This is a genomic window from Streptomyces sp. NPDC049837, assembly GCF_040674455.1.
Classification (GTDB): Bacteria; Actinomycetota; Actinomycetes; order Streptomycetales; family Streptomycetaceae; genus Streptomyces.
The window spans coordinates 71746-96206 of sequence record NZ_JBFAMP010000009.1; the positions used below are offsets into that span (position 1 = coordinate 71746).

General features: G+C 70.4%; 22 protein-coding genes. 20 read left to right on the forward strand and 2 right to left on the reverse strand.

The window, feature by feature from the left end; genetic code table 11:
- Nucleotides 1-27: 27 nt before the first annotated feature.
- The 4 genes from AB0J57_RS23895 (at nt 28) to AB0J57_RS23910 (ending at nt 3276) form a co-directional block, all read left to right on the forward strand.
- A complete protein-coding gene (locus tag AB0J57_RS23895) occupies nt 28-678 on the forward strand; it encodes a TetR family transcriptional regulator (protein ID WP_366130335.1) in 651 nt (216 codons plus the stop codon).
- 64 nt (nt 679-742) lie between these two features.
- The gene (gene mqnC, locus AB0J57_RS23900) at nt 743-1942 is read left to right on the forward strand and encodes a cyclic dehypoxanthinyl futalosine synthase (RefSeq protein ID WP_366130336.1); all 1200 of its coding nucleotides are present in this window, start codon (nt 743-745) and stop codon (nt 1940-1942) included.
- A gap of 7 nt (nt 1943-1949) precedes the next feature.
- Nucleotides 1950-2549 carry a hypothetical protein gene (locus AB0J57_RS23905; protein ID WP_366130337.1) on the forward strand — a complete coding sequence of 200 codons (600 nt, stop codon included), beginning with the start codon at nt 1950-1952 and terminating at the stop codon, nt 2547-2549.
- Between the two features lie 31 nt (nt 2550-2580).
- Nucleotides 2581-3276: a demethylmenaquinone methyltransferase gene (locus AB0J57_RS23910; protein ID WP_366130338.1), complete on the forward strand. Its 696-nt coding sequence runs from the start codon at nt 2581-2583 to the stop codon at nt 3274-3276.
- Here the strand turns inward: AB0J57_RS23910 and AB0J57_RS23915 are convergent.
- The gene (locus AB0J57_RS23915; protein WP_366130339.1) at nt 3273-3803 is read right to left on the reverse strand and encodes a GNAT family N-acetyltransferase; all 531 of its coding nucleotides are present in this window, start codon (nt 3801-3803) and stop codon (nt 3273-3275) included. The two genes, AB0J57_RS23910 and AB0J57_RS23915, sit on opposite strands and share 4 nt — an antisense overlap.
- A gap of 98 nt (nt 3804-3901) precedes the next feature.
- On the opposite strand from AB0J57_RS23915, the gene AB0J57_RS23920 reads away from it, so the two are divergent.
- Entirely contained in the window at nt 3902-5194 is a 1293-nt protein-coding gene (locus AB0J57_RS23920) for a geranylgeranyl reductase family protein (protein WP_366130340.1), read from the forward strand.
- Between the two features lie 342 nt (nt 5195-5536).
- Complete coding sequence (locus AB0J57_RS23925) at nt 5537-6841, forward strand: benzoate/H(+) symporter BenE family transporter (protein WP_366130341.1); 1305 nt, start codon at nt 5537-5539, stop codon at nt 6839-6841.
- Here the strand turns inward: AB0J57_RS23925 and AB0J57_RS23930 are convergent.
- Entirely contained in the window at nt 6805-7638 is an 834-nt protein-coding gene (locus AB0J57_RS23930; RefSeq protein WP_366130342.1) for a C40 family peptidase, read from the reverse strand. The genes AB0J57_RS23925 and AB0J57_RS23930 overlap by 37 nt on opposite strands.
- Before the next feature lie 692 nt (nt 7639-8330).
- Between AB0J57_RS23930 and AB0J57_RS23935 the strand changes: the two genes are divergently transcribed.
- From AB0J57_RS23935 to nuoN, 14 genes are read left to right on the forward strand one after another with little or no spacing between them, the layout of a single operon-like run.
- Entirely contained in the window at nt 8331-8690 is a 360-nt protein-coding gene (locus AB0J57_RS23935; RefSeq protein WP_126885585.1) for an NADH-quinone oxidoreductase subunit A, read from the forward strand.
- A 17-nt stretch (nt 8691-8707) separates the two neighbouring features.
- Nucleotides 8708-9262 carry an NADH-quinone oxidoreductase subunit B family protein gene (locus tag AB0J57_RS23940; RefSeq protein WP_129307482.1) on the forward strand — a complete coding sequence of 185 codons (555 nt, stop codon included), beginning with the start codon at nt 8708-8710 and terminating at the stop codon, nt 9260-9262.
- Nucleotides 9259-9987 carry an NADH-quinone oxidoreductase subunit C gene (locus AB0J57_RS23945; RefSeq protein ID WP_366130343.1) on the forward strand — a complete coding sequence of 243 codons (729 nt, stop codon included), beginning with the start codon at nt 9259-9261 and terminating at the stop codon, nt 9985-9987. The genes AB0J57_RS23940 and AB0J57_RS23945 overlap by 4 nt, the downstream gene beginning before the upstream one ends.
- On the forward strand, nt 9984-11378 hold the full coding sequence (locus AB0J57_RS23950) for an NADH-quinone oxidoreductase subunit D (RefSeq protein ID WP_366130344.1): 1395 nt from the start codon (nt 9984-9986) through the stop codon (nt 11376-11378). The genes AB0J57_RS23945 and AB0J57_RS23950 overlap by 4 nt, the downstream gene beginning before the upstream one ends.
- Nucleotides 11378-12223, forward strand: coding sequence for an NADH-quinone oxidoreductase subunit NuoE (gene nuoE, locus AB0J57_RS23955; protein ID WP_366130345.1), 846 nt, complete (start codon nt 11378-11380; stop codon nt 12221-12223). The genes AB0J57_RS23950 and nuoE overlap by 1 nt, the downstream gene beginning before the upstream one ends.
- Complete coding sequence (nuoF, locus tag AB0J57_RS23960) at nt 12223-13566, forward strand: NADH-quinone oxidoreductase subunit NuoF (RefSeq protein WP_366130346.1); 1344 nt, start codon at nt 12223-12225, stop codon at nt 13564-13566. Before nuoE ends, nuoF begins: the two co-directional genes overlap by 1 nt.
- Nucleotides 13563-16061 (forward strand): NADH-quinone oxidoreductase subunit G, encoded by a 2499-nt coding sequence (locus AB0J57_RS23965; protein WP_366130347.1) that lies wholly within the window; start codon nt 13563-13565, stop codon nt 16059-16061. The genes nuoF and AB0J57_RS23965 overlap by 4 nt, the downstream gene beginning before the upstream one ends.
- Nucleotides 16058-17416 (forward strand): NADH-quinone oxidoreductase subunit NuoH, encoded by a 1359-nt coding sequence (nuoH, locus tag AB0J57_RS23970; RefSeq protein ID WP_366130348.1) that lies wholly within the window; start codon nt 16058-16060, stop codon nt 17414-17416. Before AB0J57_RS23965 ends, nuoH begins: the two co-directional genes overlap by 4 nt.
- On the forward strand, nt 17409-18035 hold the full coding sequence (gene nuoI, locus AB0J57_RS23975; RefSeq protein WP_366130349.1) for an NADH-quinone oxidoreductase subunit NuoI: 627 nt from the start codon (nt 17409-17411) through the stop codon (nt 18033-18035). Before nuoH ends, nuoI begins: the two co-directional genes overlap by 8 nt.
- Nucleotides 18032-18877, forward strand: a complete 846-nt coding sequence (locus AB0J57_RS23980) for an NADH-quinone oxidoreductase subunit J (RefSeq protein ID WP_366130350.1) — start codon at nt 18032-18034, stop codon at nt 18875-18877. Before nuoI ends, AB0J57_RS23980 begins: the two co-directional genes overlap by 4 nt.
- Nucleotides 18874-19173 (forward strand): NADH-quinone oxidoreductase subunit NuoK, encoded by a 300-nt coding sequence (gene nuoK, locus AB0J57_RS23985; RefSeq protein ID WP_069927518.1) that lies wholly within the window; start codon nt 18874-18876, stop codon nt 19171-19173. Before AB0J57_RS23980 ends, nuoK begins: the two co-directional genes overlap by 4 nt.
- Before the next feature lie 11 nt (nt 19174-19184).
- Entirely contained in the window at nt 19185-21125 is a 1941-nt protein-coding gene (nuoL, locus tag AB0J57_RS23990) for an NADH-quinone oxidoreductase subunit L (protein ID WP_366130351.1), read from the forward strand.
- Between the two features lie 5 nt (nt 21126-21130).
- Nucleotides 21131-22720, forward strand: a complete 1590-nt coding sequence (locus AB0J57_RS23995) for an NADH-quinone oxidoreductase subunit M (RefSeq protein ID WP_366130579.1) — start codon at nt 21131-21133, stop codon at nt 22718-22720.
- Nucleotides 22717-24372, forward strand: coding sequence for an NADH-quinone oxidoreductase subunit NuoN (nuoN, locus tag AB0J57_RS24000; protein WP_366130352.1), 1656 nt, complete (start codon nt 22717-22719; stop codon nt 24370-24372). Before AB0J57_RS23995 ends, nuoN begins: the two co-directional genes overlap by 4 nt.
- Nucleotides 24373-24461: the final 89 nt, after the last annotated feature.

Here is a 24461-nt window from a genome sequence, read left to right on the forward strand (position 1 = left end):
GCAAGGCATGGTGGGTACTCTGATCCCGTGACTCCCCGCTCCGAAGGCACCCTCGCCGAGCGCAAGCGGCAGCTCGTCTCGAACGAGCTGACCGAAGCGGCGCTGCAACTGCTGGCGCTGAAGGGCTTCGACGGGGTGACCATCGACGAGATCGCGACCTCCGCCGGCGTCTCCAAGCGCACCTTCTTCCGGTACTTCGCGTCCAAGGAGGACGTGGTCGTCCAGTTCCTGGCCGGCATGGGCGCCGACATCCACGCCGAACTGGCGGCCCGGCCGGCCGGCGAGCCCCCCTCCGTGGCGCTGCGGCACGCCGTCCGGGTCCCCGTCGCGGCCTGTGGCGACCACGCCGAGCGGGCGCTGCGCGTGGTGCGGCTGATCCTGCGGACGCCCGCCCTGCTCGCCCGCTTCCTGGAGCGGCAGGCGCAGTGGCGCGACGACCTGGCGGCGGAGCTGGCGCGCCGCCTGGGGCTCGACCCCGCCACCGACCTGTACCCGCGGCTGGCCGCCGGGATGGCGCTGTCCGCCTTCGACGCCGTACTGCACCGGTGGAGCGACAGCGACGGCGCCGAGGATCCCGCCGGGCTGACCGACCGGGCCTTCGCCGTCATCGCCCCGGCCCTGGACGCCGTCGGCGCCCGGCCCCCGCGGGCCGCGGAGGGTGCGCCGGAGGGCGGCTGACGTGCTGGCGTAGGCTGGTTCGGTCCGCGCAGAACCCCTGCAAACCGCCGAAAGGTGTCGCCCGGTGACCGAGAAGGCCGACCTTCAGTCCGTCCTCGACCGTGCCGCGGAGGGCGGGCGGATCACCCCCGAGGAGGCGCTCGACCTCTACCGGTCGGCCCCGCTGCACGCGCTCGGCTCGGCCGCGGACGCCGTACGGCGGCGGCGCTACGCCGGTACGGAGCACATCGCGACGTACATCATCGAGCGCAACATCAACTACACCAACGTCTGCGTCACGGCGTGCAAGTTCTGCGCCTTCTACGCCCCGCCGAAGGACACCGCCAAGGGCTGGACGCGCGACCTCGACGACATCCTGCGGCGCTGCGCGGAGACCGTGGAACTCGGCGGCACGCAGATCATGTTCCAGGGCGGGCACCACCCCGACTACGGCGTCGAGTACTACGAGAAGCACTTCGCCGCCATCAAGCAGGCCTTCCCGCAGCTCGTCATCCACTCCCTCGGCGCCTCCGAGGTCGAGCACATGGCGCGCATCTCCGGCGTCTCCGTCGAGGAGGCCATCTCCCGCATCCACGCCGCCGGTCTCGACTCCTTCGCGGGCGCCGGCGCCGAGCTGCTGCCCGCGCGGCCGCGCAAGGCCATCGCGCCGCTCAAGGAGTCCGGCGAGCGGTGGCTGGAGATCATGGAGACCGCGCACCGGATGGGCGTCGAGTCGACCTCCACGATGCTCATGGGCACGGGCGAGACGAACGCCGAGCGCATCGAGCACATGCGCATGATCCGTGACGTCCAGGACCGCACCGGCGGCTTCCGCGCCTTCATCCCGTACACGTACCAGCCCGAGAACAACCACCTGAAGGGCCGCACGCAGGCCACGATCTTCGAGTACCTGCGCATGATCGCCATCGCGCGGCTGTTCTTCGACAACATCGCCCACATCCAGGGCTCCTGGCTCACCACGGGCAAGGAGATCGGCCAGCTCACCCTCCACTACGGCGCCGACGACCTCGGGTCGATCATGCTGGAGGAGAACGTCGTCTCCTCGGCGGGCGCCAAGCACCGCTCCAACCTGCGCGAGATGATCGACATGATCCGCACCGCCGACCGCGTACCGGCGCAGCGCACCACGACGTACGAGCACATCGTCGTCCACGACGACCCGGCGAACGACCCGGTCGACGAGCGCGTCGCCTCCCACATCTCCTCCACGGCGATCGAGGGCGGCACCGCGCACCCCGAGCTCAAGCTCCTCCCCGCCAACTGAGCCGGCCGTGCTGACCCTTCACGTCGCCGAGGCCTCGCCCGAGGCGGCCGTCCTGGTCGACGGCGCGACCGTCGCCGCCATCGGCCCGTACGAGGAGCTGGCCGCCGCCTCCCCGCAGGCGCGGGTGCGGCGGTGGCCCGGCATCCTCACCCCCGGGCTGCTCAACCCCTACGGGCCCGAGCTGCTCGAAGGCGCCTACCACCCCGACCCGCGCGAGGCCGACGAGTTCGGCACCGAGCCGATCACCGGCGAGCGCGCCCGTGCCCTCTTCCGTGCCGACCCGTCACGGCAGGGCGCCAGCGCTCGGCGCGGCGTGCAGCGGATGCTGGCGCACGGCACGGTCGCCGTCGCGGGTGAACTGCGCGGCCGCGCCGCCCTGGACGCGGTGCGCCGGGCCGGGCTGGCCGTCGGCCACCGCCCGCCGAACCTGCCGGGACCGGCGTCCTTCTCGCCGAGGCCGCTCGTCCTGCTCCCGGCCCTCACGGTCGGCGGCCCGGCCCGCTTCGCCGTGTTCGACGTACCCGACCGGGCCGCACTGGTACGGCTCGGCGCCTCCACGTGCGTGGCCACCGTCGTGGCCGGCCGCCTGGTGTACCGGCGCGCGTAGCCCCGGCGGGGCCGCCTGCCACAATGGGCCCGTGACCCGAGCAACCCTGGACAAGCAGCCGCACGAAGTCGCCTCCATGTTCGACGACGTCGCCGCGAACTACGACCTCACCAACGACGTCCTCTCGCTCGGCCAGGACCGGCGGTGGCGCAAGGAGGTCGCCAAGGCGGTCGACGCGCGCCCCGGGCAGAAGGTCCTCGACCTCGCGGCCGGCACCGGCACGTCGTCGCTGCCGTTCGCGCAGGCGGGCGCGTTCGTCGTGCCGTGCGACTTCTCGCTCGGCATGCTGCGCGAGGGCAAGAAGCGCCACCCGTGGCTGCCGCTGACCGCCGGCGACGCGACGAGGCTGCCGTTCCGCGACGGGGTCTTCGACGCGGTGACCATCTCCTTCGGGCTGCGCAACGTCCAGGACACGGACGCCGCGCTGCGCGAGCTGTACCGGGTGACCAAGCCCGGCGGGCGGGTCGTCATCTGCGAGTTCTCGCATCCCACCTGGGCGCCGTTCCGCACGGTGTACGAGGAGTACCTGATGCGCGCGCTGCCGCCGGTCGCGCGTGCCGTGTCGTCCAACCCCGACGCCTACGTCTACCTCGCCGAGTCCATCCAGAGCTGGCCCGACCAGCCGACGCTGGCGGGGCTCCTCCAGAAGGCCGGCTGGTCGAAGGTGGCGTGGCGCAACCTGACGGGCGGGATCGTGGCCCTGCACCGGGGCACGAAGGCGCTCTAGGCCCCGAGCTCCAGGCGGAAGCAGTACCCCTCCTGCCCGCCGCTGTCCGGGATGGCGTACGTCTCCGCCTGAGTCATCCCGAGCCGCCGCGTCACCGCCACCGACCGCTCGTTGCGGGTGTTCACCATCGCGACCACCCGCTCCACCCCCGCGGCCCGCAGCCGCTCCAGCGTGGCGCGGGCGGCGGCCGTCGCGTACCCCTTGCCCCACGCGGCCCGCGCCAGCCGCCAGCCGATCTCCATCTCGCCCACCGGCCCCCAGGCGTGCGGCCACGGCTGCGCGCCCGTGAAGCCGATGACCTCGCCGTCCTCGTCCAGCAGCGTCCACAGGCAGAAGCCGAGCTCGGCGTCGTGCCGGCGCTGGCGGGCGGTGAACTCGTGGTAGACGGACAGCTCCGCCGGGCCGCCCTGGAAGAACTCCATGACCTCCGGGTCGTCGAAGACCCGGTGCCAGGCGTACGCGTCCTCGTGCGTCGGAACGCGCAGCCGGACTACGGGCTCGACGGCGGCGGGGAGCAGCTCGGTCATCGGGGTGGCCCTTCGGGTCGGTGATCGGTACGTCCCCATAGACTGCACACGTCCTGTGCCGTCCGGTACGCAATTTCGAGTATTCGGGAGACCCCGCCGTGACCGAGCAGCAGCCCCTCTCCGAACACACCGCGGATGTGATCGTCGTCGGGGCCGGTCCGGCCGGTTCGACGACCGCGTACTACCTCGCCAAGGCCGGCCTGGACGTCCTGCTCCTGGAGAAGACCGCGTTCCCGCGCGAGAAGGTCTGCGGTGACGGCCTGACCCCGCGCGCCACCAAGCAGCTCGTGGCGATGGGCATCGACATCTCCGAGGAAGCGGGCTGGCTGCGCAACAAGGGGCTGCGCATCATCGGCGGCGGGGTCCGCCTCCAGCTCGACTGGCCCGAGCTGGCCTCGTACCCGGACTACGGACTGGTCCGCAAGCGCGACGACTTCGACGAGCAGCTCGCCCGCCAGGCGCAGAAGGCGGGGGCCCGCCTCTACGAGCGGTGCAACGTGGGCGCCCCGATCGTGGACGACCGCACCGGCCGGATCACCGGCGTGCACGCCAAGCTGGGCGAGGAGAAGACGCCGGTCACCTTCCACGCGCCGCTCGTCGTCGCCGCCGACGGCAACTCCACGCGCCTGTCCCTCGCCATGGGCCTGCACCGGCGCGAGGACCGGCCGATGGGCGTCGCGGTCCGGACGTACTTCACCAGCCCCCGCCACGACGACGACTACCTGGAGTCCTGGCTGGAGCTGTGGGACCGGCGCGGCCCCGGCGAGGACCGGCTGCTGCCGGGCTACGGCTGGATCTTCGGCATGGGCGACGGCACCTCCAACGTCGGCCTCGGCGTCCTCAACACCTCCGACTCCTTCAAGGAGCTGGACTGGCGCGAGGTGCTCAAGGCGTGGTGCGCCTCCATGCCGGAGGACTGGGGGTACGTCCCCGAGAACATGACCGGCCCGATCCGCGGCGCCGCCCTGCCCATGGCCTTCAACCGCCAGCCGCACTACACGCGCGGCCTGCTGCTCGTCGGCGACGCGGGCGGCCTGGTCAACCCGTTCAACGGCGAAGGCATCGCGTACGCCATGGAGTCCGGGCAGCTCGCCGCCGACGTCATCGTCCAGGCCCACGCCCGCGCGACCCCGGCCCAGCGCGAACTGGCCCTGCACAACTACCCGAAGATCCTCAAGGACACCTACGGCGGCTACTACACGCTCGGCCGCGCCTTCGTGAAGCTGATCGGCAACCCGAAGGTCATGAAGATCGCGACCCAGCGCGGCCTGACGCACCCGCTGCTGATGAAGTTCACGCTGAAGATGCTCGCCAACCTGACGGACCCGACGGGCGGCGACGCGATGGACCGCATCATCAACGGCCTGTCGAAGGTGGCCCCGCGTTCGTGATCATTCAAGGTCGCGCCGGAGGTTATGAGCCACCGAGGTTGTACAGCGGCACCTGAATCGGCACGTATGGACTGAGCTGCTTGCCCTCCAGCGGAATACTCAAATCCGCTCCGCCGCATTGGTTGAGGGGGCTTCCGATGGGCAGTCCGGCGATGTTGCCCCCGGCGCCGCCTCCCGCGTCGGTGGCGGCACCCTGGGCGTGTGGTCCACCGCTGTTGGCGCACGCGGTGCCGAACGCGGGGTGAGGGGCAAGGCCGGGTCGGACGTCGTCCCGAGGCGTGAACGCCGCCCGTCTGCTGGACGTGTCCGCGCGCGCTGATCCCCGTACGGCACGATGAGCGCATGATCAGCGCGGAGCGTGGACCGATACGTACCCGTACCGGTGGAGCCCTGCCCCTGACGGCGGTCACCGCCGGGACGGTGGCGATGGTGGTCTCGTACGCCGGGCCGCTCGCCCTCGTCCTGGCCGCCGCCTCCGCGGCCGGGCTCACCGAGGCGCAGGCGTCGTCGTGGGTGTGGGCGGTGTCCATCGGCGCGGGCGTCACGTGCGTGGGCTTGAGCTGGTGGAGCCGCGCGCCGGTCATCACGGCGTTCTCCACGCCCGGCGCGGCGATCCTCGTCACGGCCCTGCCCCAGCACGGCTACCCCGAGGCCGTCGGCGCCTTCCTGGCGGCGGGCGTGGCCGCCACGGCGCTCACCGCCACCGGGGTGTTCGCGCGGGTGATGGCCCGCATCCCGGCGGGCGTGGTCGCGGCGATGCTCGCCGGGACGCTGTTCTCCTTCGGCACGGCCGTGTTCACCTCGGTGCGCAGCGCGCCGCTGCTCGCCGGCGCGATGCTGCTGGCGTACCTGCTCGCGCGGCGCCTGGTGCCGACGTACGCGGTGGTGTGCGCGCTCGTGGCCGGGCTGGCGGTGGCCGGGGCGACGGGCGGGCTGCGGGTGGATTTGCCCGGATTGGGGCTCGCTGTCCTGCATTTCACGGCGCCTCAGTTCTCGGTCGGGGCGCTCGTCGGGATCGGCGTGCCGCTGCTGGTGGCGACCCTGGCGGGCCAGTACGCGCCGGGCATCGCGGTGCTGAACGCCGCCGGGTACCGGCCGGACAGCCGGGTGGTGTGCGGGACGACGGGCCTGGTGTCGGTGCTGCTGGCGCCGTTCGGGTCGCACGCGGTCAACCCGGCGGCCATCACGGCGGCGATCTGCACCGGGCCGGACGCGCACCGGGACCCGGCCAAGCGGTGGATCGCCGGGGTGACGTGCGGCGTCGGGTACCTGGCGGTCGGCTGCTTCGGCTCCACCCTGGTCGCGCTGTTCACCGGGCTGCCGAAGGCGCTGGTCGCCACGCTCGCCGGGGTGGCGCTGCTCGGCTCGATCGCGGGCAGTCTGGCCCGTACGGTCGCCGACGAACGCGACCGGGAGGCCTCCGTCATCACGTTCCTGGCCACCGCGTCCGGCGTGACGATCGCCGGCATCGGCTCGCCGTTCTGGGGCCTGCTCGCGGGCGTCGCCGCGCACTTCCTGCTGCGCACGGGTACGGCCGGGGGCGCGCCGAAGGGCCGTCGCTCCCTCCCCGAGCGGGGGAGCGACGGCCCTTCAAGCCCTGTGCGTACGCCTCAGAGCACGCGGACCGCGCCGGACGGCATGTCGTAGTCGAGTGAGCGCTCGACGACACCGGTGCCGGGGTTCTGCGCGCCGACGAACATGCCGCCGCCCACGTAGATCGCCACGTGGTACGAGTTGCTCCGGCTGCCCCAGTAGAGGATGTCGCCCGGCTGGAGGTTGTCCAGCGAGACGGAGGTGCCGCGGCTCGACTGGTCGCCCGAGACGCGCGGGAGCTCGATGCCGGCCTGGCGGTACGCGGCCTGGACGAGGCCGGAGCAGTCCCAGGAGTTGGGGCCGGTGCTGCCCATGACGTAGGCGTCGCCGACCTGGGCGCGGGCGAAGGCCACGATCGCCGCGGCGGAGCCGGTCGCCTGGCCGGAGTCGTAGGAGGAGCCGCCGTCGTCGGAGCCGACGGAGGCGGACAGCGTGGTGCGCTCGGAGGAGCGGGAGGCGCGCTCGGCGGCCTCGGCCTGGGCCTTCGCCTCGGCCTTGCGCCGGGCCTCCTCGGCCTCCGCCTTGCGCTCCGCCTCGGCCTTGGCCGTCTTGGCTTCCTTCGCGGCCTTGGCGGCTGCGGCGTCCTCCTGTGCCTGCAGCTCCTGGTCGAGCGCGATCTGCTGGGTCGCCTCGGCGGAGGCGGCGACGGCGCTCGACAGGTCCGCGGACAGGTCCGCGTTCAGGGTGGGCATCTCGATGGTCTCGGTCACCGGCTCGGCGTTCGCCGGCCCGGCAGCACCGGCCACCGCGATGGTGCTGAGGACGCCACCGGCAACTCCGGCGCGCAGCGAGAGCTTCGAAGCGCTGCGGCGGGGCTTCCGGTGGCTGGGTATGTGAGCGGTGTGGGACATGAGTACAACCGCTATCAGGGCTTCACGGTTCCCTTCAAGAAACGTGTGTTGCGCCACAGTTGCGCGCGGATTGGTTGAATCCGCTTCCGTCTGGCCCTTATTGACGCCGTAACGGACAATGCGGACTCCGGTGATCACGGCCGTGATCATGGGTTTTCCGCGAAACGTCCGAATTGCCGTGCGCTTACCACTCCTTCACGCCGGTGGCCAAGCCCGCTTTTGTCGGCCCGGCGGGGGAGTGACGCAGGTCACGGGAAGGTCACCGCCGAAGATGCCCGGAAGATCGTGAAAGCGCGCACGTGTCCACTTCGGTACGGGCGGGCCCCTCGCGTGAGTGAGGTGAGGCCCTTTATCACCCGTGCGAGTCCAGGGCGAATTTGCTTGTAGTCACCACCCCTTGATAGGGCCCGACCCCTCTGACCTGGCCCGAACCCCTGAAATGTCACGTCTTGTGAGCGTCTGGACACACCCGGTATGAAGATCGCCCTCACGGTGAATTCATGATCCTTCGCCGGGTGGTGGAGATCACAAAGGCGTTGTCGTACCCCGTGTCGCAGATCACAGATCGACGGGCATAGGATGCGAAGCAGTCGGGCTTGTGAACTGCCTCACATGTGCACGATCTTCGCGAGGCGGCGAGACGGTGCCCGGTGCGGTCCATCGGTCAAGGACGACTGGAAGGAGCGAGGAGCGTGAATGCCTACACGCCCATCCTCGTGCTCGGCGCCCTCGGGGCAGGGTTTGCGATCTTCTCCGTGGTCATGGCCACGCTTATCGGCCCAAAGAGGTACAACCGGGCGAAGCTTGAGGCCTACGAGTGCGGTATCGAGCCGACGCCCACTCCGGCCGGAGGGGGCCGCTTCCCCATCAAGTACTACCTGACGGCGATGCTCTTCATCGTCTTCGACATCGAGATCGTCTTCCTCTACCCCTGGGCCGTCAGCTTCGACGCCCTGGGGCTTTTCGGGCTCGTGGAGATGCTGCTCTTCGTGCTCACCGTCTTCGTCGCCTACGCGTACGTATGGCGGCGTGGCGGCCTGGAATGGGACTGAGGGGCTGAGGGGCACCAATGGGACTCGAAGAGAAGCTGCCGAGCGGTTTTCTGCTGACGACCGTCGAACAGGCCGCGGGCTGGGTGCGCAAGGCGTCCGTCTTCCCCGCGACCTTCGGCCTCGCCTGCTGCGCCATCGAGATGATGACGACCGGCGCCGGGCGGTACGACCTGGCGCGCTTCGGCATGGAGGTCTTCCGCGGCTCACCGCGCCAGGCCGACCTGATGATCGTGGCCGGCCGGGTGAGCCAGAAGATGGCGCCCGTCCTGCGCCAGGTCTACGACCAGATGCCGAACCCCAAGTGGGTGATCTCCATGGGGGTTTGTGCCTCGTCGGGTGGGATGTTCAACAATTACGCGATTGTGCAGGGCGTTGACCACATTGTTCCCGTTGACATCTATTTGCCGGGCTGCCCGCCGCGTCCGGAGATGCTGATGGACGCGATCCTCAAGCTCCACCAGAAGATCCAGAGCTCCAAGCTCGGCGTCAACGCGGCGGAAGCGGCCCGCGAGGCGGAGGAAGCGGCGCTCAAGGCGCTGCCCACGATCGAGATGAAGGGGCTGCTGAGGTGAGTGATCAGCCGAATCCCGACAAGGACCTCAGCGCGCAGAACCTGCCCGGTCAGCGCGGCGAGCACGGGGAGGAGGTCCGGCTCCAGCGCGGCATGTTCGGCGCGAACAACGGCGGCGACACCTCCGGCTACGGCGGCCTCGTCCGCTCCGTCCGCCTGCCCGGCCCGGCCACCCGGCCCTACGGCGGCTGGTTCGACGAGGTCGCCGACGAGCTGGAGGGCGCCCTGGAGGAGCAGGGCCTCGTTCCGGAGAACGCCATCGAGAAGACGGTCGTCGACCGGGGCGAGCTGACCTTCCACATCGCCCGCGAGCACCTCGTGCGTGTCGCCCGCACCCTGCGCGACGACCCCGCCCTGCGCTTCGAGCTGTGCACGGGCGTCAGCGGCGTCCACTACCCCGGGGACAAGGGCCGCGAGCTGCACGCCGTGTACCACCTGCGCTCGCTCACCCACGGCCGGCTGATCCGGCTCGAAGTCACCGCCCCGGACGCCGATCCGCACGTCCCGTCGCTCGTCGGGGTCTATCCGACCAACGACTGGCACGAGCGCGAGACGTACGACTTCTTCGGCCTGATCTTCGACGGCCACCCCGCCCTCACCCGGATCATGATGCCGGACGACTGGCAGGGCTTCCCGCAGCGCAAGGACTACCCCCTCGGCGGCATCCCCGTCGAGTACAAGGGCGCCCAGATCCCGGCTCCGGACCAGCGGAGGTCGTACTCGTGACCACCACACCCCACGCCCACCCGTCGCCCGACCCCCACCCCTCATCGGGTCCCTCCGGGACGCACCTTCCCGACGCCGCCGAGGCCGACGTCCGCGAGACCACCGAAGGCACCGTCTACACGGTCACCGGTGGCGACTGGGACGAGGTCGTCCAGTCCGCGGCCAAGGCCGACGACGAGCGCATCGTCGTCAACATGGGCCCCCAGCACCCGTCCACGCACGGCGTGCTCCGGCTCATCCTGGAGCTCGACGGCGAGACCGTCACCGAGGCCCGCTGCGGCATCGGCTACCTCCACACCGGCATCGAGAAGAACCTCGAGTACCGGACCTGGACGCAGGGCACCACCTTCGTCACACGCATGGATTACCTGACGCCGTTCTTCAACGAGGCGGCGTACTGCCTCGGCGTGGAGAAGCTCCTCGGCATCGAGGACCAGATCCCCGACCGGGCGACGATCATCCGCGTCCTGCTGATGGAGCTCAACCGCATCTCCTCGCACCTGGTGTGCATCGCCACCGGCGGCATGGAGCTGGGCGCCACCACGATCATGATCTACGGCTTCCGGGACCGCGAGATGATCCTGGACCTGTACGAACTGATCACCGGACTGCGCATGAACCACGCGTTCATCCGCCCCGGCGGCCTCGCCCAGGACCTGCCGCCCGGCGCCATGGACCAGCTCCGCGAGTTCGTGAAGACCATGAAGAAGAACCTGCCGGAGTACGACAAGCTCGCCACCGGCAACCCCATCTTCAAGGCCCGTATGCAGGACATCGGCTACCTCGACCTGGCCGGCTGCATGGCCCTCGGCGCCACCGGACCGATCCTCCGCGCCACCGGGCTGCCGCACGACCTGCGCAAGACCGACCCGTACTGCGGCTACGAGACGTACGAGTTCGACGTCCCGACCGCCGACACGTGCGACGCGTACGGCCGCTTCCTCATCCGCCTGGAGGAGATGCGCCAGTCGCTGCGGATCGTCGAGCAGTGCCTGGAGCGGCTGGAGCCGGGCCCGGTGATGGTCGCCGACAAGAAGATCGCCTGGCCCGCCCAGCTCGCCCTCGGCCCGGACGGACTCGGCAACTCCCTCGACCACATCAAGAAGATCATGGGCACCTCCATGGAGGCCCTGATCCACCACTTCAAGCTGGTGACCGAGGGCTTCCGCGTCCCGCCCGGCCAGACGTACACGGCGGTCGAGTCCCCCAAGGGCGAGCTCGGCGTCCATGTCGTATCCGACGGCGGCACCCGCCCCTACAGGGTCCACTTCCGCGACCCGTCGTTCACCAACCTCCAGGCCATGGCGGCGATGTGCGAGGGCGGCATGGTCGCCGACGTCATCGTCGCCGTCGCGTCCATCGACCCCGTGATGGGAGGCGTCGACCGGTAATGACAGACGTCAGCTTGGGGATGCCGCAGCTCCCCGCCCCCGATTACCCGGCCGATGTGCGCGCCCGGCTCGAAGCGGACGCCAGGGAGGTCATCGCCCGCTACCCCGACAGCCGCTCCGCCCTGCTGCCGCTGCTGCACCTGGTGCAGTCGGAGGAGGGGCATGTGACCCGGACCGGCATGCGGTTCTGCGCGGAGATGCTGGACCTGACCACCGCCGAGGTCACCGCCGTCGCGACCTTCTACACCATGTACCGGCGCAAGCCGAGCGGCGACTACCAGGTCGGGGTGTGCACCAACACGCTGTGCGCGGTCATGGGCGGCGACGCGATCTTCGAGGAGCTCCAGGAGCACCTCGGCGTCGGCAACAACGAGACGACGCCGGACGGCAAGGTCACCCTCGAACACATCGAGTGCAACGCGGCCTGCGACTACGCGCCCGTGGTGATGGTCAACTGGGAGTTCTTCGACAACCAGACGCCCGAGTCCGCCAAGCGGCTCGTCGACGACCTGCGCGCCGGCCGCCCGGTCCAGCCGACGCGCGGCGCGCCCCTGTGCACGTACAAGGAGACCGCCCGCATCCTGGCCGGCTTCCCCGACGAGCGCCCCGGCGCGGTCGAGGCGACCGGCGGTGCCGGACCCGCCTCGCTGATCGGCCTGAAGCTCGCCAAGGGCGAGGCCGTGCCCGGCGCGCGCGTGGTCCACCCGCGCGGCGAGCCCGCCGAGGGCGAGGCCATGCCCGGCTCGGGGCACCTCAGCTCGCACGACGCGCCGCAGCAGACCTCGGCCTCGGACCCCGAGCACCCGTCCGGCCCGGTCGGCCCGGTCAACGAGGAGGGGGAGTGATGACGTTGGCACCCGAGACGACCAGCCCGGAGAAGCTGCTGGCGCCGGTCCTTTCGGCGTTCTGGGACCAGCCGAACTCCTGGACGCTGGACACCTACAAACGGCACGAAGGATACGAGGGGCTGAAGAAGGCCCTCGCCATGACGCCCGACGACCTCATCGCGTACGTCAAGGACTCCGGCCTGCGCGGCCGCGGCGGCGCGGGCTTCCCCACCGGGATGAAGTGGCAGTTCATCCCCCAGGGAGACGGCAAGCCCCACTATCTTGTTGTCAACGCCGACGAATCGGAGCCCGGGACCTGCAAGGACATCCCGCTCCTCTTCGCCAACCCGCATTCCCTCATCGAGGGGATCGTGATCGCGTGCTACGCGATCAGGTCGAACCATGCCTTCATCTATCTGCGCGGCGAAGTCGTGCCCGTGCTGCGCAGGCTGCACGAGGCCGTGCGTGAGGCGTACGCGGCGGGCTACCTCGGCACGAACATCCTCGGCAGCGGACTCGACCTCGAACTCACCGTGCACGCGGGCGCGGGCGCGTACATCTGCGGTGAGGAGACCGCGCTGCTCGACTCGCTCGAAGGCCGCCGTGGCCAGCCCCGGCTCCGTCCCCCCTTCCCCGCGGTCGCCGGTCTGTACGCGTGCCCCACTGTGGTGAACAACGTCGAGTCGATCGCCTCGGTTCCCGCGATCCTGAACCGGGGCAAGGACTGGTTCAAGTCGATGGGCAGCGAGAAGTCCCCCGGCTTCACGCTCTACTCGCTCAGCGGCCATGTCGCCTCGCCCGGCCAGTACGAGGCGCCGCTCGGCATCACCCTGCGGCAGTTGCTCGACATGAGCGGCGGCATGCGCCCCGGCCACCGGCTGAAGTTCTGGACGCCCGGCGGCTCGTCGACCCCGATGTTCACCGACGAGCACCTCGACGTCCCGCTGGACTACGAGGGTGTCGGCGCCGCCGGCTCCATGCTCGGCACCAAGGCGCTCCAGTGCTTCGACGAGACGACGTGCGTGGTGCGGGCGGTCACCCGGTGGACCGAGTTCTACGCCCACGAGTCGTGCGGCAAGTGCACCCCCTGCCGCGAAGGCACCTACTGGCTGGTGCAGTTGCTGCGCGACATCGAGGCCGGCAAGGGCGTCATGAGCGACCTCGACAAGCTGAACGACATCGCCGACAACATCAACGGCAAGTCCTTCTGCGCCCTCGGCGACGGCGCCGCCTCGCCGATCTTCTCGTCGCTGAAGTACTTCCGCGGGGAGTACGAGCAGCACATCACGGGCAAGGGCTGCCCCTTCGACCCGGCCAAGTCGACCGCCTGGGCGGACAACCACGTGGAGGTGACGGCGTGACCGTCATGGCATCCGGCCCCGCGGGTGGCGGCAGCGCGGCCGTCCCACCCGAAGACCTGGTCACCCTGACCATCGACGGGATCGAGATCTCCGTCCCGAAGGGGACGCTGGTCATCCGCGCCGCCGAGCAGCTCGGCATCGAGATCCCCCGGTTCTGCGACCACCCCCTCCTCGACCCGGCCGGCGCCTGCCGGCAGTGCATCGTCGAGGTCGAGGGCCAGCGCAAGCCGATGGCGTCGTGCACCATCACCTGCACCGACGGCATGGTCGTCAAGTCGCAGCTCACCTCGCCGGTCGCGGAGAAGGCCCAGGTGGGTGTGATGGAGCTGCTGCTCATCAACCACCCGCTGGACTGCCCGGTCTGCGACAAGGGCGGCGAGTGCCCGCTCCAGAACCAGGCCATGTCGCACGGGCAGGCCGAGTCGCGCTTCGAGGGCAGGAAGCGGACCTACGAGAAGCCCGTGCCGATCTCCACGCAGGTGCTGCTGGACCGCGAGCGGTGCGTGCTGTGCGCCCGCTGCACCCGGTTCTCCAACCAGGTCGCGGGCGACCCGATGATCGAGCTGATCGAGCGCGGCGCGCTCCAGCAGGTCGGCACGGGGGAGGGCGACCCGTTCGAGTCGTACTTCTCCGGCAACACCATCCAGATCTGCCCGGTCGGCGCGCTGACCTCGGCGGCGTACCGGTTCCGCTCCCGCCCCTTCGACCTGGTCTCGTCGCCGAGCGTCTGCGAGCACTGCGCGGGCGGCTGCGCGACCCGCACCGACCACCGGCGCGGCAAGGTCATGCGGCGGCTCGCCGCCAACGACCCGGAGGTCAACGAGGAGTGGCTGTGCGACAAGGGACGCTTCGCGTTCCGGTACGCGCAGCAGCGTGACCGGCTCACCACGCCGCTCGTACGCAGCTCCGAGACGGGCGAGCTGGAGCCCGCCTCCTGGCCGGAGGCGCTGGAGGCGGCGGCGCGCGGCCTGGTCCGGGGGCGCACGGGCGTCCTGACCGGCGGGCGGCTGACCGTCGAGGACGCGTACGCGTACGCCAAGTTCGCCCGGGTCGCCCTCGACACCAACGACATCGACTTCCGCGCGCGCGTGCACAGCAGCGAGGAGGCCGACTTCCTCGCCGCCCGGGTCGCTGGGCGCGGCAAGGACCTGGACGGCGCGGGCGTCACGTACACCTCCCTGGAGAAGGCCCCGGCGGTACTGCTCGTCGGTCTTGAGGCGGAGGAGGAGGCGCCGGGCGTCTTCCTGCGGCTGCGCAAGGCGTGGCGCAAGAAGGGCCAGCGGACGTACGCGCTGGCCTCCTTCGCCACCCGGGGCCTTCACAAGGCGGGCGGCACCCTGCTGCCGGCCGCGCCCGGGACGGAGCCCGAGTGGCTGGACGCGCTGGCCTCCGGAACGGGGCTGGACGCGGACGGCACCGCCGCCTCGCGGGCGCTGCGGGAGCCCGGCGCGGTCATCGTGGCCGGTGAGCGGCTGGCGGGCGTGCCGGGCGCGCTGACCGCGGCCGTGCGCACCGCGGCGGCGACCGGGGCGGAGCTGGTGTGGATCCCGCGCCGGGCCGGTGAGCGCGGCGCGGTGTGGGCGGGCGCGATCCCGTCCCTGCTCCCGGGCGGGCGGCCCGCGACCGATCCACGCGCGCGTGACGAGGTCGCCGCCGCCTGGGGCGTCCGCGAGCTGCCGCACCGCTACGGTCGGGACACGGGTCAGATCGTGGAGGCCGCGGCCACCGGCGAGCTGGGCGCCCTGCTCGTCGCGGGCGTCGAGGTCGCCGACCTGCCGGACCCGGCACGCGCGCGTGAGGCCCTGGACGCGGCGTTCGTCGTGTCGCTGGAGCTGCGGCCCGGCGAGGTCACCGAGCGGGCGGACGTGGTCCTCCCGGTCGCCGCGGTCGCCGAGAAGCCCGGCACCTTCCTCAACTGGGAGGGCAGGGTCCGGATGTTCGAGGCCGCGCTGAAGCCGCAGCACATGACGCGGACGCTCGCCCCGACGGACGCGCGGGTGCTGCACATGCTGGCCGACACCATGGACGTGCACTTCGCGCTGCCGGATGTGAAGGCCGTGCGCACCGAGATGGACCGGCTCGGCGCGTGGGACGGGACACGGTCGGGCGACCCGGTGGAGTCCGCCGCACCGCTGCCCCTCGCGGGCGAGGGCGAGGCGGTCCTGGCGGGCCACCGGATGCTGCTCGACCTGGGCCTCCTCCAGGAGGGCGACGAGGCCCTGGCGGGCACCCGCCACGCCTCGGTGGCCCGCCTGTCGGCGGCCACGGCGGCGGAGACCGGCGTCAAGGACGGCGACGTCCTCGCGGTGACCGGCCCGGCGGGCTCCGTCGAACTGCCCCTGATGGTCACGGACATGCCGGACCGGGTGGTCTGGCTGCCGCTCAACTCGACCCCGGGCGGCGTCCTGTCCGCCATGGGCACCGTCCCCGGCCAACTGGTCCGCCTCGCCCCGGCGGCCCCGGACTCCGCGCCCCGCACGGAGGTGGAGGCATGATCCCGTACACCCTGGCGGCGGAAGACCTGTCCATGTTCGGCCGCGACCCCTGGTGGCTCGTGGTGATCAAGGCGGTCTTCTGCTTCGCCTTCCTGATGGTCACGGTGCTCTTCTCCATCGTGTGGGAGCGCAAGGTCGTCGCCTGGATGCAGCTCCGCATCGGCCCCAACCGGCACGGCCCCTGGGGTCTCCTCCAGTCCCTCGCGGACGGCGTCAAGCTGATGCTGAAGGAGGACGTGGTCGTCAAACGGGCCGACAAGGTCGTCTACGTCCTCGCCCCGATCGTCGCCGCCATCCCGGCGTTCATGGCCATCGCGGTGATCCCCTTCGGCCCGGCCGGCAACGAGGTGTCGATCTTCGGGCAGCGCACCACGATGCAGCTCACCGACCTGCCGATCGCGATGCTCTACATCCTCGCGGTCGCCTCCGTCGGCATCTACGGCATCGTGCTGGCCGGCTGGTCGTCCGGCTCGACGTACCCGCTCCTCGGCGGCCTGCGCTCGTGCGCGCAGATGATCAGCTACGAGATCGCGATGGGCGCCGCGTTCGCGTCCGTCTTCCTCTACTCCGGGTCGATGTCGACCTCGGCGATCGTCGAGGCGCAGGCGGACCGCTGGTACATCATCCTGCTGCCGGTGTCGTTCATCATCTACATCGTCACGATGGTCGGTGAGACCAACCGCGCCCCGTTCGACATGCCCGAGTCCGAGGGCGACCTGGTCGGCGGCTTCAACACCGAGTACAGCTCCATCAAGTTCGCGATGTTCATGCTCGCCGAGTACGTGAACATGGTGACGGTCTCGGCGGTGTCGGTGACCCTCTTCCTGGGCGGCTGGCGGGCCCCGTACCCGATCTCCACCTTCTGGGAGGGCGCGAACCACGGCTGGTGGCCGATGCTCTGGTTCGTCGTCAAGGTCCAGTTGCTGCTGTTCTTCTTCATCTGGCTGCGCGGCACGCTGCCCCGCGTCCGTTACGACCAGCTCATGAAGCTCGGCTGGAAGGTCCTCATCCCCGTATCGGTCCTCTGGCTGATGCTGGTGGCGACCGTGCGGGCGCTGCGCAACGAGAACTACGACTTCCAGCAGATCGTGCTGTACGTCGCCGGCGCGGTCATCGCGGTCCTCCTGCTGTCGTTCGTCGCCGATGTCTTCCGCGACAAGAAGGCCAAGCAGGAGGCGGAAGCGGCGCCGCCGCCCGCCGAGTTCGACCCGATGGCCGGCGGATTCCCCGTACCGCCGCTGCCCGGTCAGACCCTGCCGCCGGTGCCCCGGCGACGGCCGCGCTCGGAGCGCGAGCTGATTGTCAGTGGTGGGTCCGACACTGTGAGTGAGGGAAAGGAGGCTGACGGTGTCTGAGAGCAACTTCCAGAATCCGGTCGCCGGCTTCGGCGTGACCTTCAAGGCCATGTTCAAGAAGCGGCTGACCGAGCAGTACCCGGAGCAGCAGAAGACGACGGCGCCGCGCTTCCACGGCCGGCACCAGCTCAACCGGCACCCGGACGGCCTGGAGAAGTGCGTTGGCTGCGAGCTGTGCGCCTGGGCCTGCCCGGCCGACGCCATCTACGTGGAGGGCGCGGACAACACGGACGAGGAGCGTTACTCGCCGGGTGAGCGCTACGGCCGCGTCTACCAGATCAACTACGCCCGCTGCATCTTCTGCGGGCTGTGCATCGAGGCCTGCCCGACCCGGGCGCTGACGATGACGAACGAGTTCGAGCTGGCCGACAGCTCCCGGGCGAATCTCATCTTCACCAAGGAGCAGCTCCTCGCGGGCCTGGAGGAGGGCATGGTCGACACGCCCCACGCCATCCACCCGGGCATGACCGAGCAGGACTACTACCGGGGCCTGGTCACCGAGGCCGCGCCCGGTACGGTCCGGCAGGCCGCGGTGAGCAAGGGCGACGAGAAGCCGCAGGAGGCAGCGTCGGACTTCGGTGAGGGCGAGCCCGCGTCGAAGAAGGTGGTCGGCGCATGAGCACGTTCGCCGCCGCGGCCTCCACGGGTGAGGCCGTGCAGTTCTGGGTGCTAGGCACCATCGCCGTCATCGGCGCGCTGGGCACGATCCTGATGAAGAAGGCCGTGCACAGCGCGCTCAGCCTGGCCGGGACCATGATCATCCTGGCGGTCTTCTACCTCGCCAACGGGGCGTACTTCCTGGGCGTCGTGCAGATCATCGTCTACACCGGCGCCATCATGATGCTCTTCCTCTTCGTCGTCATGCTCGTCGGCGTCACCGCCGCCGACTCACTGAAGGAGACCATCAAGGGCCAGCGCTGGATGGCCGCCGCCTGCGGGCTGGGCTTCGGCATCCTGCTCGTCGCCGGGCTCGGCAGGGCCTCGCTGGACACCTTCGAGGGCCTCGGCACGGCGAACGCCGGGGGCAATGTGGAGGGCCTCGCGGCCCTGATCTTCACCACGTACGTCTTCGCCTTCGAGATCACCGGCGTGCTGCTGATCACCGCGGCCGTCGGCGCGATGGTGCTGACGCACCGGGAACGCACGGAGCGCGCCCGTACCCAGCGCGAACTGTCCGAGCAGCGCGTACGGGAGGGGAAGCACCTGCCGCCGCTGCCCGCGCCCGGTGTCTACGCCCGGCACAACGCCGTGGACATCGCCGGCCTGCTGCCCGACGGCACGCCGTCCGACCTCACCGTCAGCAAGACGCTGCGGGCGCGCGGCCAGATCCGCGATGTGTCGCGGCAGGCGCTGGAGGACCTCAAGGCGCTGGAGCAGCGCGCGGAGGAGCGCCTGGGGCGCGGCCCTTCGGAGCCGCAGGCGTCCCGGCCCCAGGACCGTGAGGAGGAGAACGCGCAGTGAATCCGGTCAATTACCTGTACCTGGCCGCCCTGTTGTTCACCATCGGTGCGGCCGGGGTGCTGATCCGGCGGAACGCGATCGTCGTCTTCATGTGCGTCGAGCTGATGCTCAACGCCTGCAACCTCGCGTTCGTCGCCTTCTCCCGTATGCACGGCAATCTCGACGGCCAGATCATCGCCTTCTTCACGATGGTCGTCGCCGCCGCGGAGGTCGTGGTCGGGCTCGCGATCATCGTGTCGCTGTTCCGTTCCCGCCACTCGGCCTCGGTCGACGACGCCAGCCTGATGAAGCTGTGAGGGGCTGAATCGTGGAGAATCTGATCGCGCTGCTGGTCGCGGCGCCTCTGCTGGGAGCGGCCGTCCTGTTGTGCGGCGGCCGCAGGCTGGACCGGGCCGGGCACTGGCTCGGCACGCTGCTCGCCGCCGCCTCCTTCGCCATCGGGGCGGTGCTCTTCTTCGACATGCTGGGCAGGGACGCCGAGGAACGGGCGCTGCACCAGCACCTGTTCAGTTGGGTGCCGGTGGAGAGCTTCCGGGCGGACATCGCCTTCCAGCTCGACCAGCTCTCGATGACCTTCGTCCTGCTCATCACCGGCGTCGGCACGCTCATCCACGTGTACTCGATCGGGTACATGGCGCACGACGAGCGCAGGCGCCGCTTCTTCGGCTATCTCAATCTGTTCCTCGCGGCGATGCTGCTGCTGGTCCTCGCCGACAACTACCTGCTGCTCTACTTCGGCTGGGAGGGCGTCGGCCTCGCCTCGTACCTGCTGATCGGCTTCTGGCAGCACAAGCCCAGCGCGGCCACCGCCGCCAAGAAGGCCTTCCTGGTCAACCGGGTCGGCGACATGGGCCTGTCCATCGCCATCATGCTGATGTTCACCACCTTCGGGACGTTCACCTTCGGGCCGGTGCTCGCGGCCACGGGCGAGACGTCGGAGGGGATGCTGACGGCCATCGGCCTGATGCTGCTGCTCGCCGCGTGCGGCAAGTCCGCGCAGGTACCGCTCCAGTCCTGGCTGGGTGACGCGATGGAGGGCCCGACCCCGGTGTCGGCCCTGATCCACGCGGCGACGATGGTGACCGCCGGGGTGTATCTCATTACGCGCTCGGGCGCCATCTTCAACGCCGCCCCGGACGCGCAGTTGGCGGTCGTGGTGGTCGGCGCGGTCACGCTCCTGTTCGGTGCGATCGTCGGTTGCGCGAAGGACGACATCAAGAAGGCGCTGGCCGGTTCGACGATGTCGCAGATCGGCTACATGATCCTGGCGGCCGGGCTCGGCCCGATCGGGTACGCCTTCGCGATCATGCACCTGGTGACGCACGGCTTCTTCAAGGCGGGGCTGTTCCTCGGCGCCGGGTCGGTCATGCACGGCATGAACGACGAGGTCGACATGAGGAAGTACGGCGGCCTGAGGAAGTACATGCCGGTCACCTTCGTGACCTTCGGGCTCGGGTACCTGGCGATCATCGGCTTCCCGGGGCTCTCCGGCTTCTGGTCCAAGGACAAGATCATCGAGGCGGCCTTCGCCAAGGGCGGCACGGAGGGCTGGATCCTCGGCGGCGTCGCCCTGCTGGGCGCGGGCATCACGGCGTTCTACATGACCCGCGTGATGCTCATGACGTTCTTCGGCGAGAAGCGCTGGCAGCCCGCCCCCGACCCGGACACGGCGCCCAGCGTCGAGCCCGGCATCGAGGTCCACCCGGGCGAGATGCCGCACCCGCACGAGTCGCCCAAGTCGATGACGATCCCGATGATCCTGCTGGCCTTCGGGTCGGTGTTCGCGGGCGCGCTCTTCTCGCTGAACAGCGCGTTCGTCAACTGGCTCAAGCCGGTCACCGAGTTCGAGCACGGGCACCCGCCCATCAGCGCGGGGGCGGTGACCGCTTCCACGGTCGTCGTCCTGCTGATCGGCGTCGGCATCGCGTACGCGCAGTACGGCCGCAAGCCCGTGCCGGTCGTGGCCCCGCGCGGCTCGCTGCTCACCCGCGCCGCCCGGCGCGACCTGCTCCAGGACGACTTCAACCACGTCGTCCTGGTCCGCGGTGGCGAGCACCTCACCCGCTCGCTGGTGTACATGGACCACACCCTGGTCGACGGGGTGGTCAACGGCACCGCCGCCTCGGTCGGCGGACTGTCCGGCCGGCTGCGCAAGTTGCAGAACGGCTTCGCCCGCTCCTACGCGGTCTCGATGTTCGGAGGTACGGCGGTGCTGATCGCCGCGACCCTGCTGATGAGGGGGGTGTGACCGCGATGTCGCAAGTGGTGAACGCGGGGTTCCCGCTTCTTACGGTGACGGCGGCCGTGCCCGCGGTCGGCGCGATCCTCACCGCCGCCGTCCCGGCCGCGCGCCGTACGGCCGCCAAGTGGCTGGCGCTGCTCGTCTCGCTGGGCACGCTGGTCCTGGCCGCGCTGGTGGCCATCCGGTTCGAGCCGGACGGTGACCGCTACCAGCTCGCCGAATCCCACGCCTGGATCAAGGACTTCGGCGTCCGGTACGAACTGGGCGTCGACGGCATCGGCGTGGCGCTGATCGCGCTCACCGCGCTGCTGATCCCCTTCATCATCCTGGCGGGCTGGCACGACGCCGACCCCCTGGAGACGAAGTCCAAGCGGTGGCGGCCGACGCAGGGCTTCTTCGCCCTGATCCTGATGGTCGAGGCGATGGTGATCCTCTCCTTCGAGGCCACCGACGTCTTCCTCTTCTACATCCTCTTCGAAGCCATGCTCATCCCGATGTACTTCCTCATCGGCGGCTTCGGGGACCGGGCGCACGCGGGCACCGACGACAACGCGGCGGCCCAGCGTTCGTACGCCGCGGTCAAGTTCCTGCTCTACAACCTGGTCGGCGGGCTCATCATGCTGGCCGCCGTCATCGGGCTGTACGTCGTCGCGGGGAATTTCTCCCTCACGGAGATCGCCCAGGCGCGGGCCAATGGCTCGTTCGAGATGGCGACGAACACGGAACGGCTGCTGTTCCTCGGGTTCTTCTTCGCCTTCGCGGTGAAGGCCCCGCTGTGGCCGCTGCACACCTGGCTGCCCAACGCGATGGGCGAGGCGACCGCGCCGGTCGCGGTGCTCATCACGGCGGTCGTCGACAAGGTCGGCACATTCGCGATGCTCCGCTTCTGCCTCCAGCTCTTCCCGGAGGCGTCGAAGTGGGCCACGCCCGCGATCATCGTGCTGGCACTGATCAGCATCGTGTACGGGGCGCTGCTCGCGGTCGGCCAGCGGGACATCAAGCGGCTGGTCGCCTACGCGTCGATCTCCCACTTCGGCTTCATCATCATGGGCATCTTCGCGATGACCAGCCAGGGCCAGTCCGGGGCCACCCTGTACATGGTCAACCACGGGATCTCGACGGCCGCGCTGATGCTGGTCGCCGGGTTCCTGATCTCGCGGCGCGGGTCGCGGCTCATCGCCGACTACGGCGGTGTGCAGAAGGTGGCGCCGGTGCTCGCCGGGACGTTCCTGGTGGGCGGTCTGGCCACGCTGTCGCTGCCCGGGCTCGCACCGTTCGTCTCCGAATTCCTGGTCCTGGTGGGCACGTTCGCCCGCTACCCGGTGGCCGGGATCATCGCGACCTTCGGCATCGTGCTCGCCGCGCTCTACACGCTGGTCCTCTACCAGCGGACGATGACCGGGCCGGTGAAGGAGGAGGTGCGGGCGATGCCCGACCTCAAGGCGCGTGAGCTGGTGGTGGTCGCCCCGCTGATCGCCCTCCTGCTCTTCCTGGGCGTCTACCCGAAGCCGGTGACCGAGATCGTCGACCCGGCGGTGCGGCACACCATGTCCGACGTACAGCAGAAGGACCCCAAGCCCGAGGTGGAGGCGGCCAAGTGAACGCGAGTGCTGTCCACAGCCTGTGGACGACGGCGGCCGAACCGGCCCCCGTCGACAAGATCGGGGCGCCGGCCATCGAGTACGCCCAACTGGCACCCACGCTGATCGTGGTGGGCGCCGCCGTGGTGGGCATCCTGCTGGAGGCGTTCGTCCCGCGCCGTGCCCGCTACTACGCGCAGGTGTTCCTGACCGTCGTGGCGCTGACCGCCGCCTTCGCCGCGGTCGTCGCCCTCGCGGCCGGCGGCCACGCCACCACCAAGGCCGGTATCGCCGCGATGGGCGCCATCGCGGTCGACGGGCCCGCGCTGTTCCTCCAGGGCACCATCCTGCTGGCCTCGCTCGTCGCGGTGTTCACCTTCGCCGAGCGGCGGCTCGACCCCGCCCACCACGGGCACCGGGTCGACTCGTTCGCCGCCGAGGCCGCCGCCGTACCGGGCAGCGACCAGGAGAAGGCCGCCGTGAAGGCGGGCTTCACGACCACCGAGGTCTTCCCGCTCGTGCTGTTCGCCGTCGGCGGGATGCTCGTCTTCCCGGCGGCGAACGACCTGCTGACGCTGTTCATCGCGCTGGAGGTCTTCTCCCTCCCGCTGTACCTGCTGTGCGCCGTCGCCCGCCGCAAGCGGCTGATGTCGCAGGAAGCCGCGGTGAAGTACTTCCTGCTCGGCGCCTTCTCGTCGGCGTTCCTGCTGTTCGGCATCGCCCTGCTGTACGGGTACGCGGGCTCCGTGTCGTACGCGCGCATCGCGGATGTGGTGGACGGCTCGGTCACCGAGGTCACCCCGGCGCTCGCCCAGACCATGGGCAACGACGTGCTGCTGCTCATCGGCTTCGCGATGGTGCTGATGGGCCTGCTGTTCAAGGTCGGCGCGGTGCCGTTCCACATGTGGACCCCGGACGTCTACCAGGGCGCTCCCACGCCGGTCACCGGCTTCATGGCCGCCGCCACCAAGGTCGCGGCGTTCGGCGCGATGCTGCGGCTGCTGTACGTGGTGCTCCCCGGGCTGCGCTGGGACTGGCGGCCCGTCATGTGGGGCGTCGCCATCGTCACCATGCTGGCCGGTGCGATCGTCGCGATCACCCAGACCGACATCAAGCGGCTGCTCGCCTACTCGTCGATCGCCCACGCCGGGTTCATCCTGGCCGGTGTCATCGCGGCGACGCCCGACGGCGTCTCGTCGGTGCTGTTCTACCTGGCCGCGTACTCGTTCGTGACGATCGGTGCCTTCGCCGTCGTCACTCTGGTACGGGACGCGGGCGGTGAGGCCACGCACCTGTCCAAGTGGGCTGGGCTCGGCCGCCGTTCACCGCTCGTCGCGGCCGTGTTCGCGGTGTTCCTGCTGGCCTTCGCCGGTATCCCGCTGACCTCCGGGTTCGCGGGCAAGTTCGCCGTCTTCAAGGCGGCGGCGGAGGGCGGCGCCGGGGCGCTGGTGGTCATCGGCGTGATCTCGTCGGCGATCGCCGCGTTCTTCTACATCCGGGTCATCGTGCTGATGTTCTTCAGCGAGCCCAAGCCGGAGGGCCCGACGGTCGCCGTGCCGTCGCCGCTGACGATGACGACGATCGGGGTGGGCGTCGCGGTCACGCTGGTGCTGGGCGTGGCGCCGCAGTACTTCCTCGATCTCGCCGGGCAGGCGGGGATCTTCGTCCGCTGAGCGCATACGCCAAGGGCCCGGCACCCCCAGCGGGGTGCCGGGCCCTTGACGCGTCTGGCGCCTCGCGGGCGTCGGGCCGGACCGACGCC